This is a genomic window from Vibrio sp. MED222 (genome assembly GCF_000153005.1).
Taxonomy (GTDB): domain Bacteria; phylum Pseudomonadota; class Gammaproteobacteria; order Enterobacterales; family Vibrionaceae; genus Vibrio; species Vibrio tasmaniensis_A.
Window position 1 is genome coordinate 281406 of sequence record NZ_CH902611.1, and the last position, 13008, is coordinate 294413.

At 43.8% G+C, this 13008-nt stretch carries 14 protein-coding genes; 8 read left to right on the forward strand and 6 right to left on the reverse strand.

The genetic code is table 11. The features are described 5' to 3' along the window. The 3 genes from prs to lolB all read right to left on the reverse strand — a co-directional run. A partial coding sequence (prs, locus tag MED222_RS01840) for a ribose-phosphate diphosphokinase (RefSeq protein ID WP_009848732.1) occupies window positions 1-456 on the reverse strand: 456 nt, incomplete at its 3' end. Window positions 457-483: 27 nt separating this feature from the next. Next, window positions 484-1359: a 4-(cytidine 5'-diphospho)-2-C-methyl-D-erythritol kinase gene (ispE, locus tag MED222_RS01835; protein ID WP_009848731.1), complete on the reverse strand. Its 876-nt coding sequence runs from the start codon at window positions 1357-1359 to the stop codon at window positions 484-486. Continuing rightward, a complete protein-coding gene (gene lolB / locus MED222_RS01830; protein WP_009848730.1) occupies window positions 1356-2024 on the reverse strand; it encodes a lipoprotein insertase outer membrane protein LolB in 669 nt (222 codons plus the stop codon). Before lolB ends, ispE begins: the two co-directional genes overlap by 4 nt. A 160-nt stretch (window positions 2025-2184) precedes the next feature. On the opposite strand from lolB, the gene hemA reads away from it, so the two are divergent. The 8 genes from hemA (at window position 2185) to ybaK (ending at window position 10530) form a co-directional block, all read left to right on the forward strand. Then, a complete protein-coding gene (hemA, locus tag MED222_RS01825; protein ID WP_009848729.1) occupies window positions 2185-3444 on the forward strand; it encodes a glutamyl-tRNA reductase in 1260 nt (419 codons plus the stop codon). 28 nt (window positions 3445-3472) lie between these two features. Then, entirely contained in the window at window positions 3473-4561 is a 1089-nt protein-coding gene (gene prfA / locus MED222_RS01820; protein WP_009848728.1) for a peptide chain release factor 1, read from the forward strand. 5 nt (window positions 4562-4566) lie between these two features. Beyond that, on the forward strand, window positions 4567-5439 hold the full coding sequence (prmC, locus tag MED222_RS01815; RefSeq protein ID WP_009848727.1) for a peptide chain release factor N(5)-glutamine methyltransferase: 873 nt from the start codon (window positions 4567-4569) through the stop codon (window positions 5437-5439). 190 nt (window positions 5440-5629) lie between these two features. Beyond that, window positions 5630-6013, forward strand: coding sequence for a SirB2 family protein (locus MED222_RS01810; RefSeq protein ID WP_009848726.1), 384 nt, complete (start codon window positions 5630-5632; stop codon window positions 6011-6013). 27 nt (window positions 6014-6040) lie between these two features. After that, a complete protein-coding gene (locus MED222_RS01805; protein WP_009848725.1) occupies window positions 6041-6850 on the forward strand; it encodes a SirB1 family protein in 810 nt (269 codons plus the stop codon). A 22-nt stretch (window positions 6851-6872) separates the two neighbouring features. Beyond that, window positions 6873-7727 (forward strand): 3-deoxy-8-phosphooctulonate synthase, encoded by an 855-nt coding sequence (kdsA, locus tag MED222_RS01800; RefSeq protein ID WP_083784152.1) that lies wholly within the window; start codon window positions 6873-6875, stop codon window positions 7725-7727. A gap of 549 nt (window positions 7728-8276) precedes the next feature. Beyond that, complete coding sequence (gene ushA / locus MED222_RS01795) at window positions 8277-9938, forward strand: bifunctional UDP-sugar hydrolase/5'-nucleotidase UshA (RefSeq protein ID WP_029223112.1); 1662 nt, start codon at window positions 8277-8279, stop codon at window positions 9936-9938. A 118-nt stretch (window positions 9939-10056) separates the two neighbouring features. After that, the gene (gene ybaK, locus MED222_RS01790; protein WP_009848722.1) at window positions 10057-10530 is read left to right on the forward strand and encodes a Cys-tRNA(Pro) deacylase; all 474 of its coding nucleotides are present in this window, start codon (window positions 10057-10059) and stop codon (window positions 10528-10530) included. A 107-nt stretch (window positions 10531-10637) separates the two neighbouring features. Here ybaK and rluF read toward each other — a convergent pair whose 3' ends face one another. From rluF to MED222_RS22140, 3 genes are all read right to left on the reverse strand, one after another. Continuing rightward, window positions 10638-11777 carry a 23S rRNA pseudouridine(2604) synthase RluF gene (gene rluF / locus MED222_RS01785; RefSeq protein ID WP_009848721.1) on the reverse strand — a complete coding sequence of 380 codons (1140 nt, stop codon included), beginning with the start codon at window positions 11775-11777 and terminating at the stop codon, window positions 10638-10640. A 177-nt stretch (window positions 11778-11954) separates the two neighbouring features. Continuing rightward, window positions 11955-12536 carry a DNA endonuclease SmrA gene (gene smrA / locus MED222_RS01780; protein WP_009848720.1) on the reverse strand — a complete coding sequence of 194 codons (582 nt, stop codon included), beginning with the start codon at window positions 12534-12536 and terminating at the stop codon, window positions 11955-11957. A 167-nt stretch (window positions 12537-12703) separates the two neighbouring features. Beyond that, the gene (locus MED222_RS22140) at window positions 12704-12844 is read right to left on the reverse strand and encodes a DUF3149 domain-containing protein (RefSeq protein ID WP_004736246.1); all 141 of its coding nucleotides are present in this window, start codon (window positions 12842-12844) and stop codon (window positions 12704-12706) included. Window positions 12845-13008: the final 164 nt, after the last annotated feature.

Genomic DNA, 13008 nt, shown 5'->3' on the forward strand with positions numbered 1-13008 from the left:
AAGAACTGGAGTGCCGAAAATGTTATCAACAGGTACATCGAAGAAGCCTTGGATTTGCTCTGCGTGTAGGTCGATAGTCAAAACGCGGTCAACACCAACGTTAGAAAGGAAATCTGCAACAACTTTTGCAGTAATAGGCACACGAGCAGAACGTACACGACGATCTTGACGGGCATAACCGAAGTAAGGGATTACAGCAGTAATACGGCCAGCAGAAGCACGGCGCATTGCGTCAATCATTACCACCAATTCCATAAGGTTGTCATTGGTTGGTGCACAAGTTGATTGAATCAGGAATACATCGCTACCACGAACGTTTTCATTGATTTGAACAGCGACTTCGCCATCAGAAAAACGGTCTACAGTAGCATCGCCAAGAGAGATGTATAGACGATCAGCAATACGTTGGGCTAGTTCAGGTGTTGCGTTACCAGCAAATAGCTTCATATCAGGCACGGTGGAAACCTCGGGTTGCGTCCAGTTTTAAATAGATTGTGGGTGGGCTGATTGGTATTCAGCCAAAGTTTCTTTCAAAGGCGAAATGTTTCGTCCTTTCGCGACAAACGCGGAAACTGTGTCAGGTAGTTGCTCTAGCACCAGTTCGGCTTCTTTTTTGCTGCTAAATTCAGCAAAAACGCACGAACCTGTACCAGTCAATCTCGACGGCGCGTATTGTAGCAGCCATGAAAGTTGCTTATCAACCTCTGGGTACAGCATTCGCACAATTTTTTCGCAATCGTTTACGTATTCTTGCTCTAGAAGCGTTGATAGTGCTCGCTTCGGCGTATTTCGAGTTAATTCTGAATGTGTGAATATGTCTGCAGTTGCTATGCTCACTTGAGGTTTAACAACGAGATACCATTTTTCATCCGGATTGGCGGGTTGCAGTTGTTCTCCAACCCCTTCAGCAAAGGCAGCATGGCCTTTAACGAAGACAGGAACGTCTGCACCAAGCTTCAAACCGATCTCTGCTAGCTGATTATCAGAAAGGTTGAGTTGCCATAAATGGTTGAGAGCGACTAACACGGTCGCAGCATTTGAAGAACCTCCACCAATGCCACCTCCCATAGGAAGCACTTTCTTTAACTCAATATCCGCACCGAAAGTCGTCGATGTGTATTGTTGGAGGGCAGTTGCGGCTTTCCAAATCAGGTTATCTTCTGTCGGAACGCCTGGAATTTCAGGGGTTATTGTTATCGAGCTTGTTTCTCGGTTTGCGGTAACCGTAAGTTCATCGCCAAAGTCGACAAACTGAAATAGGGTCTGAAGTTCATGATAGCCATTGTCGCGTTGGCCAGTGATATAGAGAAATAAATTCAGTTTAGCCGGAGAAGGCCAGTGCGTTGGCGTTGTTATCATTTTTTCAGTGTCCACTTCGAAACTACAATGTTGATTTTGTTCTCGTCTTGCTTGAATGACAATCGAGTAGGGAGTGGGATTGTCTCTACCTTAGTGTTGTCTTCACTAGAGTTCTTGTTGTCTTCACCAGATAATAGTTTACTCGGCATCTCTGTATTGCGATAGTTAGCAAAATTCAGTGTCCATAATTGACTGCTGACGTGTTTAGACAGAGATTCAAGCGTGTTGGTGCTGTTGAGTTGGTAGCTATCTGCTTGGTCGGGAATGCCAAGGAACCATTGTGGTAGGTGATCAATGGGGATCTGCAATCCAGTAAGTTGCTCTACTAATACAGATGCACTTGCATGGGTGAATACTTGATCATCATAAGTCACGACTTTTGCACCCAAACTGTCAATTGTAAGGTTCAAGGCGGTTTGACCAAGGAAAGTGGTCAGTCTTAATTGGCTTTGATTTGGGGAGTGCTTCCATATGAAGTTTAGGCTTTGGCGTTGCTCTGGAGAAATGTAAGCGAGCTTGCCTGAAGCTTGATAGTTTTCTATCTGTAAAAGCCTGCTTTGGTGACTTTGCCACTCAACGCTGGTCGGTTGTTCTGGGATAGACGAGCAACCCACCATAATGATGGTCAAAAAAATAAGAGACGTGATTTTTCGAAGCTTGCTCATATTTGCTCACAACTTGTTCAAATTTATCTAAAAAACGTCTCAACTATAGCATTGAATTCACGAACTCAGGAAAACAAATCCCGCTTGCTCTTTAAATAGAGCCATGCATCAAGTAAAATTCGCCCCTTGTTTCCATTCCCTGATCGAGAACTTCTGATACATGTCTTTGCTTGCCGTAGGTATCAATCACAATACAGCGTCGGTTGAATTGCGAGAAAAAGTCGCTTTTGGTCCAGATAAATTATCTGAGGCACTTAAGCAACTTAACGCAAATGCACACGTAAATGGAAGTGTCATACTTTCTACCTGTAATCGAACTGAAGTGTATTGTGACGTCAAAGGCGTGGCAAAAAACAAGTTGATCGATTGGCTGTCTGTATTTCATCAAGTTAGCCCTGAAGAATTAAAACCGAGTATCTACATCCATGAAGAACAAGCCGCGATTAAGCACTTAATGCGCGTTGCCTGTGGTTTGGACTCTCTGGTGTTGGGTGAACCACAGATTTTAGGTCAGGTGAAGCAAGCTTATACAGATTCCCGAGATAACAAATCTGTTGATGCTTCAATGGAAAAACTGTTTCAGAAATCATTTTCTGTCGCTAAGCGTGTTCGAACTGAAACTGAAATTGGCGGAAGCGCGGTTTCAGTTGCTTACGCAGCTTGCACATTAGCCAAACACATCTTTGAGTCGATTGCTGAATCAACGGTGTTATTAGTAGGTGCGGGTGAGACGATTGAATTGGTGGCAAAACACCTTTCAGCGAATGGTTGCACCAAGATGATTGTGGCCAACCGAACTCGTGAGCGTGCTTTAGGGCTCGCTGAAGAGTTTGGTGCTGAAGTGATTAGCCTCAATGAAATCCCCGATCACCTGCATCGAGCGGATATCGTGATCAGCTCAACCGCTAGTCCACTGCCTATTATTGGGAAGGGAATGGTTGAGACCGCACTTAAGACAAGAAAACATCAGCCGATGTTGTTGGTTGATATTGCTGTTCCCCGAGACGTTGAGTCTCAGGTAGGCGATCTGAATGATGCTTACCTATATTCCGTTGATGATCTGCAGTCGATTGTTGATGGCAACATTGAACAACGTAAAGTGGAAGCGATTCAAGCGGAAGCTATCGTTAGTGAAGAAAGTGCAGCATTCATGAGTTGGATGCGCTCACTGCAAGCGGTAGACAGTATTCGTGACTATCGCAAATCGGCCAATGAAATCCGAGAAGAATTATTAAGTAAGAGTTTACAATCACTTGCCGCTGGCGGTGACCCTGAAAAAGTTTTACTTGAGCTAAGTAACAAGCTCACAAACAAATTGATCCATGCTCCAACGCGTGCACTCCAAAGTGCAGCAGAGCAAGGAGAACCTGCAAAATTAACGGTCATTAGACAGAGTTTGGGCTTAGAAAACCCTCAATAATATTCGACCTCCAACAGAATAAGACATTATGAAAGCCTCGATTCTAATAAAGCTTGAAACACTTGTTGAACGCTATGAAGAAGTTCAACATCTACTTGGTGATCCCGATGTACTTGGGAATCAAGATAAATTCCGTGCCTTGTCAAAAGAGTATTCTCAATTAGAAGAGGTGACGGGGTGCTTTAAATCATACCAGCAAGCTCAAGAAGATTTAGAAGCTGCTGAAGAGATGGCAAATGAAGACGACGCAGAAATGCGTGAAATGGCTCAAGAAGAAATCAAAGATGCGAAAGCTAACATTGAACGTCTGACTGATGAGCTGCAAATTCTTCTGATTCCAAAAGATCCAAACGATGAGCGTAACTGCTTCTTAGAGATTCGTGCCGGCGCAGGTGGTGATGAAGCGGGGATCTTTGCAGGTAACCTTTTCCGTATGTACTCTAAGTTTGCCGAGAAAAAAGGCTGGCGCGTCGAAGTGATGAGCAGCAATGTTTCAGAGCAGGGCGGCTTTAAAGAGATGATCGCTAAAATCAGTGGCGACGCTGTTTACGGCACAATGAAGTTCGAGTCTGGCGGTCACCGTGTACAACGTGTACCGGAGACGGAATCTCAAGGTCGTGTTCATACATCAGCATGTACTGTTGCGGTTATGCCTGAGATTCCAGAAGCGGATCTGCCAGAGATCAAAGCTGGCGACCTTAAGATTGATACTTTCCGTGCATCTGGCGCGGGTGGTCAGCACGTTAACACCACGGATTCAGCAATCCGTATTACTCACTTACCTACAGGTACAGTAGTAGAGTGTCAAGACGAGCGTTCTCAGCATAAAAACAAAGCGAAAGCGATGGCTGTTCTTGCGGCTCGTATCGTTCAAGCTGAAGAAGAGCGTCGTGCTGCCGCGATTTCAGATACACGTCGTAACCTATTAGGTTCTGGTGACCGTAGTGACCGTATTCGTACGTACAACTACCCTCAAGGCCGTGTTTCTGATCACCGCATCAACTTAACTATCTACCGCCTGAACGAAGTTCTAGAGGGTGATATGCAAAGCCTGCTTGATCCTGTTTTACAAGAGCACCAAGCAGATCAACTAGCAGCACTTGCTGAGCACAACTAATTACTATGCAGTCAGCATATACGGTTGAAAGTGCTTTAAAGTCAGCAATCGTACAGCTTCAAGAGGGCGATAACACATCGCCCTCGATTGATGCTGCGGTACTGCTTTGTCACGCCTTAGATAAACCTAGATCTTACCTACTGACTTGGCCTGAGAAGCATCTCACTTCAGAACAAGAATCCGAATTCCATACCCTTCTAAAACGTCGCTTAACCGGTGAGCCTGTGGCTTATATTGTTGGTGAACGTGAGTTTTGGTCGCTGCCGTTAAAAGTCTCTCCTTCTACTTTAATCCCGCGTCCAGATACGGAACGTTTGGTTGAAGTGGCGTTAGACAAAACGTATGGCAAGCAAGGTGCGATTCTCGATTTAGGAACTGGTACAGGTGCGATTGCTTTGGCATTGGCGTCTGAGATGTCGAACCGACCAGTGACGGGAATTGATCTTCGTCCGGAAGCGCAGCAACTTGCGACAGAAAACGCTCAGCGATTAAATATCACTAACGCCACTTTTTTACATGGCAGTTGGTTTGAACCTTTGAACTCGGTGAATTCTGAAGAAAAAGCTGTGAAGTTCTCGTTGATTGTCTCTAACCCACCTTACATTGAGAAGAATGACCCTCATTTATCTCAAGGTGATGTGCGTTTTGAACCGATCACAGCGTTAGTTGCTGAAGAGAAAGGTTTAGCTGATATTCGATACATCTCTGAAAATGCACGAAGCTTTTTAGAAAACGAAGGTTGGTTAGCGTTTGAACACGGTTACGACCAAGGTTTAGCTGTACGTGAGATTATGCTGGCGCTCGGATATCTCGATGTTGTGACAGAGAAAGATTATGGTGGTAATGACCGAGTGACATTGGGTCGTTACTGTTCATAGGCTGCTGTTAATCATCTTGTGAGCAATAGATGATTAACTTGCTAAATTGATACCTTTAACTCGAAAATACACTTAACTCGATAATGCATTTAACGCAGAAATACAGAGATTTTACGCAGAACTACAGAGCATTAACGGGTATTGTGTGGCTCGTGTTAACGAAAGACATATAAAAATATAAAGGAATACCATGTACGAAGGTCTAAAACATTTTCACCTATTAACGATTGCTATAAGCGCACTGCTTCTTTCGATTCGTTTCGCTCTTATGATGGCTAACTCACCGAAGCTTAAGCATCCTTTCTTACAGCGTTTCCCTCATATCAATGACTCATTGCTGTTGCTTTCGGGTATTGGTTTGATTTTTATCACTGGCTTTATTCCATTTACACCAGCAGCACCCTGGTTAACCGAAAAACTAACCTGTGTTATGGCTTACATCGCATTGGGCTTCTTTGCGCTTAAGCTAGGTAAAAACAAGCTACTGAGAGTGTTCTCTTTCTTTGGTGCGCTTGGCTGGTTAGCGATGGCAGGTAAAATTGCAATGACGAAGACACCAACATTTTTCGGTTAATTATCTCCTTATTTCGGTTAACTACCTATGTACGAATTTTTTGATGAAGACTTTGACCAGCTAGAGTTAGCTGAAGGTGCATTGATCTTAAATAAAGCGATTAACCCAGAAACTCAAGACAGTTGGGCAGAACAAGAGTTGGCGAGATTGTTAAAAGACGCCGAGTTTGCTTTGGTTAACGAAACGGATGAACAGCAGAAGTTTGAATCCTTTATTCGACTATTCTTTTATGAGTGGGGTTTTGCTGGGGATAAAGATGCGTATTTTTCTTCGGAAAACGCATTTATCGATAAAGTACTTGAGAGAAAAAAAGGCATTCCAGTGAGTCTTGGTGCGATCTTTCTTTACCTAGGTCGCAAGTTAGGCTTCCCTGTTGAAGGCGTATCTTTCCCAACTCAATTCTTACTTAAAGTGAGTTGGTTCGGGCAAGCTGCTGTATACATTAACCCGTACAACGGCGAGTACGTTGGCGTGCAAACTTTACGAGCATGGCTTATTGGGCATGATGGCCCACTAGCTAAGGTGAAGGCTGAACACTTAGAGGTTGCTGACCACCCAACGATCATTGGTAAGTGGCTAGCGTTGCTTAAGAGTGCATTATTGCGAGAAGAGCGTTATACGCTTGCATTGAAGTGTACTGATCTTGCGTTAACGTTTGTGCCGGATGACCCGTATGAAATCCGCGACCGCGGCTTTATTTATCAGCAGCTAGACTGTCATCAGGTCGCTGCTACGGATTATCAATATTTTATCGACCAATGCCCAGATGACCCTGCATCTGAGCTACTAAAATCTCAAGTGAACGTCATGAACGAAAAGACAGTGGTTGTTCACTAATTAATAATTATTTAGAGAGAATATGATGGAACAGAAAACAGTTCACATTGGCAATATGCCAATTGCTAATGACAAGCCATTTACGCTATTTGCAGGTATGAACGTTCTTGAATCTCGCGATCTAGCTATGCAGATCTGTGAGCACTACGTGAAAGTAACAGAGAAGCTGGGTATCCCTTATGTATTTAAGGCGTCTTTCGACAAAGCAAACCGTAGCTCAGTTCACTCATACCGTGGTCCTGGCATGGAAGAAGGTCTTAAAATTTTCCAAGAGCTGAAAGATACCTTTGGCGTGAAGATCATCACTGATATTCACACTGAAGCGCAAGCTCAGCCTGTTGCTGATGTGGTTGATGTAATCCAGCTTCCAGCGTTCCTTGCTCGTCAAACTGATCTTGTTGAAGCAATGGCTAAGACTGGCGCGGTTATCAATGTGAAGAAGCCTCAGTTCATGAGCCCAGATCAAGTGGGTAATATCGTTGATAAGTTTGCTGAGTGCGGCAACGACAACATCATTCTTTGTGAACGCGGTTCTTGCATGGGTTATGACAACCTAGTAGTTGATATGCTTGGTTTTGGTGTGATGAAGAAATCATCAAACGGTAGCCCAATCATCTTTGATGTGACTCACGCGCTTCAAATGCGTGATCCATCAGGTGCTGCATCTGGCGGTCGTCGTGAGCAAACGGTTGAACTAGCTAAAGCGGGTATTGCGACGGGTATTGCTGGTCTATTTCTTGAGGCTCACCCTAACCCTGATCAAGCACGATGTGATGGCCCATCGGCGCTACCGCTAGATAAGCTAGAACCGTTCTTGAAGCAGATGAAAGCACTTGATGACCTTATCAAAGGCTTCGAGCACATCGAAATCAAATAGTTTTATCTGATGTTAAGTCACTAGTATTAACTAGAGAGTATTAACTCGTTATTTGATTGTAATAGACAAACGCCCAACTCTTAGAGTTGGGCGTTTTTTAGTGGAACATCCGTTTAGTTCACCGAAGCCTCGGCCTATTTGGGCTATGACTAAGCTGTCTGTCTGGCTGTTCACGAACTTGTTTTGCAGTGCGTCAATCCACGATAGGCGATTAAACCCTTGTTAACAGAGCCTCTGATTCCCTAAGAAAGCGGTATAGGTGTGTGAGGTCTGTCCTGTTTGTAGTGAATTGCTGACATTCATCACACTTTATAAGTAAACGATTGCCTGTGATGCAGGGGAAGTTTGAGTGTAATCTCATAATTTTGTTACACTTAACTGTTGATTCATGCGTGACCAATTCGACATAAATATGAAATCGTCGTGTTACATTTAGAATGTTAATTTAAGATTAGTCATGTTGAAGTCTTATTGTTCGAACTCCAGACAAGGAGTCGCAATGGATTATAGAAAGCAGTGGATTCCCCTAAAAAGTTCAAAGGTATGACAATGAAGCAACGCCTTATTCTAAAGACAGCACTAAGTGCTGCAATCCTAGCTACTTTGGCTGGATGTGCGTCTCAATCAGCTCATGATTGGAACCAAGACGAAACTTATAAGCTAACTATCCTGCATACGAACGACAACCATGGTCGTTTTTGGCAGAACAAATACGGCGAATACGGCATGTCTGCACGTAAAACGCTTGTTGACCAACTTCGTGCAGAAGTTGAAGCAGAAGGCGGTAGCGTGTTGCTTCTATCTGGCGGTGACATCAACACGGGTGTACCAGAGTCAGACCTTCAGGATGCAGAACCTGATTTTAAAGGTATGAATAAAATTGGTTACGATGCAATGGCATTAGGTAACCACGAGTTCGATAACTCACTAGACGTACTGCAAAAACAGATCGACTGGGCAAACTTCCCAATGCTATCTGCAAACATCTACGACAAAGCGACAGGCGAACGTAAATTCCAAGCTTACGAGATGTTTGAAAAGCAAGGTATCAAGATTGCTGTTATCGGTCTAACGACTGAAGATACTGCGAAAATTGGTAACCCAGAATTTATTGCTGGTATCGATTTCCGTGACCCTAAAGAAGAAGCGAAGAAACTGATCGCTGAACTTAAAGAAACAGAAAAACCAGACCTAATCTTCGCTGTGACTCACATGGGTCACTACGAAAATGGTCAGCGTGGTGTTAATGCTCCGGGTGATGTAGCACTAGCTCGTTACCTAAATGAAGGCGATCTAGATATGATCGTTGGTGGTCACTCTCAAGAGCCTGTATGTATGGAAGGCCCTAACGTTGCGAAGCAAAACTTCAAGCCGGGTGATGAGTGTAAACCAGACGTTCAAAACGGTACTTACATCGTTCAAGCTCACGAGTGGGGCAAGTACGTAGGCCGTGCTGATTACGAATTCCGTAACGGCGAACTAGAGATGGTGAGCTACGACTTGGTTCCCGTTAACCTTAAGAAGAAAGTTAAGATTGACGGCAAGAAGCAACGAGTTCTTATTCAAGATGAAATCGCACAAGATCCAGAGCTGCTTGAATTCCTACGTCCTTTCCAAGAACAGGGCCAAGCTCAGTTAGAAGTTCAAATCGCTGAGACAAATGGCAAGCTTGAAGGTGACCGTAACGTAGTTCGCTTCCAACAAACTAATCTGGGGCGTTTGATTGCTACTTCTCACATGGAGCGTGCAAAAGCAGACTTCGCTGTGATGAACTCTGGTGGCGTTCGTGACTCAATTGAAGCCGGCGATGTGACTTATAAAGATGTACTAACAGTACAGCCTTTTGCAAACATCCTGACTTACACTGATATGACAGGTAAAGAAGTTCTAGATTACCTAAACGTAGTGGCGACTAAACCTGTTGATTCAGGTGCTTATGCACAGTTTGCAGGTATTTCTATGACTGTCGCTGACGGTGAAGTATCGAATGTCTTCATCGGTGGCAAGCAGCTTCGTTTAGATGAAACATACCGCTTTACGGTACCAAGCTTTAACGCTGCTGGCGGTGACGGTTACCCTAAACTGTCTGATCACCCTGGCTTTGTGAACACAGGTTTTGTTGACGCTGAAGTACTAAAAGAGTACCTAGAAGCAAACAGCCCTGTTGATGTGAACAAGTACGCGCCTTCAGGTCAAATGGTTTACAAGTAATTGAACCCAGTTAATTGAATCACTAGGTGCTAAATTAGATTGACTCTAGCACCATGATAAATTTAACTAAAGCGACGCCTCGGCGTCGCTTTTTGTTTATCTATCGTTTGGATTTGTTATGACCCCTGCAATCAATCTCGCCAAGAAAAAGAAAATCGCTCACAGTGTGCATCAGTATCATCATGATGCGAATAACACGAATTATGGATTAGAGGCTGTCGAAGCGCTTGGTCAAGATCCCAAACGTGTATTCAAAACGCTTTTGTTCAGCTTGAATGGTGTGGCGAAAGATTTGGCGGTTGCCGTTATTCCCGTCGATCAGAAGCTAAATCTAAAGTTTGCAGCAAAAGCGGCAAAAGGTAAAAAAGCAGAGATGGCTGATCCAGATATTGCTCAGAAAACGACAGGTTATGTGGTGGGAGGAATCAGTCCTCTTGGTCAGAAAAAAGCATTGCCTACCTTTGTTCATTCCAGCGCTACCGATTTTGAAACGATATGCGTGAGTGCAGGGAAGAGAGGGTTAGAGATCGAGCTAGACCCGAAAGACTTAGTACTACTTACGCGTGGTCAGTTTGCTGAATTATGCCTGTAGCTTGTGCTTTCTATAACGATAAACGTACATGATCATAAATAAAACGCCCGCTAGACTAATCTAGCGGGCGTTTCTTTATCGACAGTCCCGTTTTGAAAGGATTCTGACTACTTTTTCAAACCTAAAGTACCACCAACACGTTTCGTTACAGGCTTGTTCGGTCTGTTTGAATCTGGACTGCGGTTTGTCGGTTTACCGCTTCTACGTTCGTTATTGTCGCGATCTGTGCGATTGCGATCCGAACGGTTTTTATCTGAATTAGAACGCTCTGAACGAGAGTTTGATTTCCAGTTCTCGGTATTGCCACCGCCACCGCTTTCACCGTTCGATGAGTTACGGCCACGCTTTGAGTTAGGCGCATGACGGAATTCATCCGCATTGTTACCGCGATAAGTGCGAGTACGGTTCTCGTTTTGATTACGGCGCGCTGTTGAAGTTTGGTTCTCTTCACGGCTATCAAAAAGTTTCGCGTCAGTCGCTTTACGAATGCGTTGACCTTTCGCGTTCATTTTTGACGCATCTTCAGTACTTACTGAGCCTTCACACATCGCCAAGATTTCAGTAATCTCTTCGTCGCTCAGGTAGCGCCATTTTCCGTTAGGAATGCCGTCTAATGAGATGTTCATAATACGAACACGGCGAAGCTTAAAGACTTCATATCCGAGGGCTTCACACATACGGCGAATCTGACGGTTAAGGCCTTGCGTTAATGTGATGCGAAACGAGAACTTGGTCTCTTTCTCTACCTTACATGGCAAGGTAACAGTGTCGAGAATATGAACGCCAGCGCCCATTTGCTTCAAGAACTCAGTCGTAATAGGTTTATCTACACGAACCACGTATTCTTTTTCGTGGTTGTTACCTGCACGTAGGATTTTGTTTACGATATCGCCGTCGTTGGTCAAGAAGATAAGACCATCAGAAGGCTTATCTAGACGACCAATAGGGAATATACGTTTGTGGTGGCCGATAAAGTCGACGATGTTGCCTGGAATATCACGCTCAGTAGTACAGGTGATACCTGTTGGTTTATTAAGAGCAATGTAGATCGGCTTTTCTCTTGAACGAACAGGTTTATTGTCGATCTCAACATCATCACCAGGCAAGACTTTAGTGCCCATTTCAGGGATCTTACCGTTAATAGTAACTCGGCCAGCATCAATGAGTTTGTCGGCTTCGCGGCGTGAGCAAAAACCAGTTTCACTGATGTATTTATTAAGGCGTTTAGCTTGGGATTCTTGTGACATGATATTCTCTTAGCGTTTCACAACGGAAATATAGATAAACAAAAAGCAACCTCTGAATAGTTGCTTTGAGTTGGGATTCGTTAACTGAGAACAATTTTAGCACTTGGTGTGAGTCTAGGCACGAAATATCGCTCTTGATGCAAGACCGCTATTAGCTTAATTATCTATCTCAACTTATCAACTGCTGCGCTTTTGATGGCGCTCTCTGTTCTCTAGCTTTTTGTCATTACTCTTTCTGAGCATGACATAGACCGCGCCTGTACCACCGTGAAATTGCTGAGCTGAATGAACACATTGAACATCGTTAATTTGTGTTAGCCAATTTGCCACGTAGCTTTTCATCATTGCTGGTGGATTCGAACGCTCACCTTTACCGTGGACAATGATAACGGTACGAACATCCATTCTTAAACACTGACGCAAAAATGAGAGTACTTCGTTACGAGCGTCTTTCAATGTTTTCCTGTGAAGGTCGAGTTTGGCTTGAATTGGATACTTGCCCAAGCGCAGCTTTTTGTATACGCCTTCTTGTACACCATCTTTCTTATAAGCAATGACATCGTCAGGTTTGATCATTGGAGAGTAGTCTAATGATAAGTAGTCTTTCTCGTCGTCAGACAGCCACATAGCGGCTTCACGCTTAGCAAGGTGAGATTCTGTGACTCGGTGTACTTTCTGGTGTTCGGCGGTGTCATGGTCGATACGTTTAACATCGCCCATCATTTCTTGGAATAGATCTAAGTCGTCATCATGAGACATAGTGTGTATCTCAAGTTGGATAAGGATAGGGTAAGTATACCTAAGTTGAGGCCGGGTTTAAAAATGAAAAAACCGGAGAAGACACTAAGTCGGCTCCGGTGCAAAGCGTTTTTACATCTACCTAAAGAAAATGATACTTAAAAGTAGATGATTTAGGCTGAGCGATTCTAGTGAGGAGATTTTTCAGTCATAACTTTGTAGATGAAGAAGCCTCCATAGAACATCATGAGACCCAGAGCCCCGAATATTACTATCATTGAAGATAGCCCCACCGCATTACCAAATAGGAGTTCTAGCCAAAAGTCCATGTGTATACCTCAAAGTTATATGACACGAGTTAGTGTATTAACTGGTGTTATCAATTCACTGATCTGGATCAATCCTGTTTCATAAGTTAAATACTTGTTGGTAACTGTGTGTTTTTCGTCACATTGGCATTTCACTTGTACGTCTTTTGTTCGAACGATTCGAT

Excerpts from the sequence above, each read along its gene's own strand:
- ispE (WP_009848731.1), bottom strand. The coding sequence starts at position 1,359 with ATGATAACAACGCCAACGCACTGGCCTTCTCCGGCTAAACTGAATTTA.
- lolB (WP_009848730.1), bottom strand. The coding sequence starts at position 2,024 with ATGAGCAAGCTTCGAAAAATCACGTCTCTTATTTTTTTGACCATCATT.
- hemA (WP_009848729.1), top strand. The coding sequence starts at position 2,185 with ATGTCTTTGCTTGCCGTAGGTATCAATCACAATACAGCGTCGGTTGAA.
- prfA (WP_009848728.1), top strand. The coding sequence starts at position 3,473 with ATGAAAGCCTCGATTCTAATAAAGCTTGAAACACTTGTTGAACGCTAT.
- prmC (WP_009848727.1), top strand. The coding sequence starts at position 4,567 with ATGCAGTCAGCATATACGGTTGAAAGTGCTTTAAAGTCAGCAATCGTA.
- MED222_RS01810 (WP_009848726.1), top strand. The coding sequence starts at position 5,630 with ATGTACGAAGGTCTAAAACATTTTCACCTATTAACGATTGCTATAAGC.
- MED222_RS01805 (WP_009848725.1), top strand. The coding sequence starts at position 6,041 with ATGTACGAATTTTTTGATGAAGACTTTGACCAGCTAGAGTTAGCTGAA.
- kdsA (WP_083784152.1), top strand. The coding sequence starts at position 6,873 with ATGATGGAACAGAAAACAGTTCACATTGGCAATATGCCAATTGCTAAT.
- ushA (WP_029223112.1), top strand. The coding sequence starts at position 8,277 with ATGAAGCAACGCCTTATTCTAAAGACAGCACTAAGTGCTGCAATCCTA.
- ybaK (WP_009848722.1), top strand. The coding sequence starts at position 10,057 with ATGACCCCTGCAATCAATCTCGCCAAGAAAAAGAAAATCGCTCACAGT.
- rluF (WP_009848721.1), bottom strand. The coding sequence starts at position 11,777 with ATGTCACAAGAATCCCAAGCTAAACGCCTTAATAAATACATCAGTGAA.
- smrA (WP_009848720.1), bottom strand. The coding sequence starts at position 12,536 with ATGTCTCATGATGACGACTTAGATCTATTCCAAGAAATGATGGGCGAT.
- MED222_RS22140 (WP_004736246.1), bottom strand. The coding sequence starts at position 12,844 with ATGGACTTTTGGCTAGAACTCCTATTTGGTAATGCGGTGGGGCTATCT.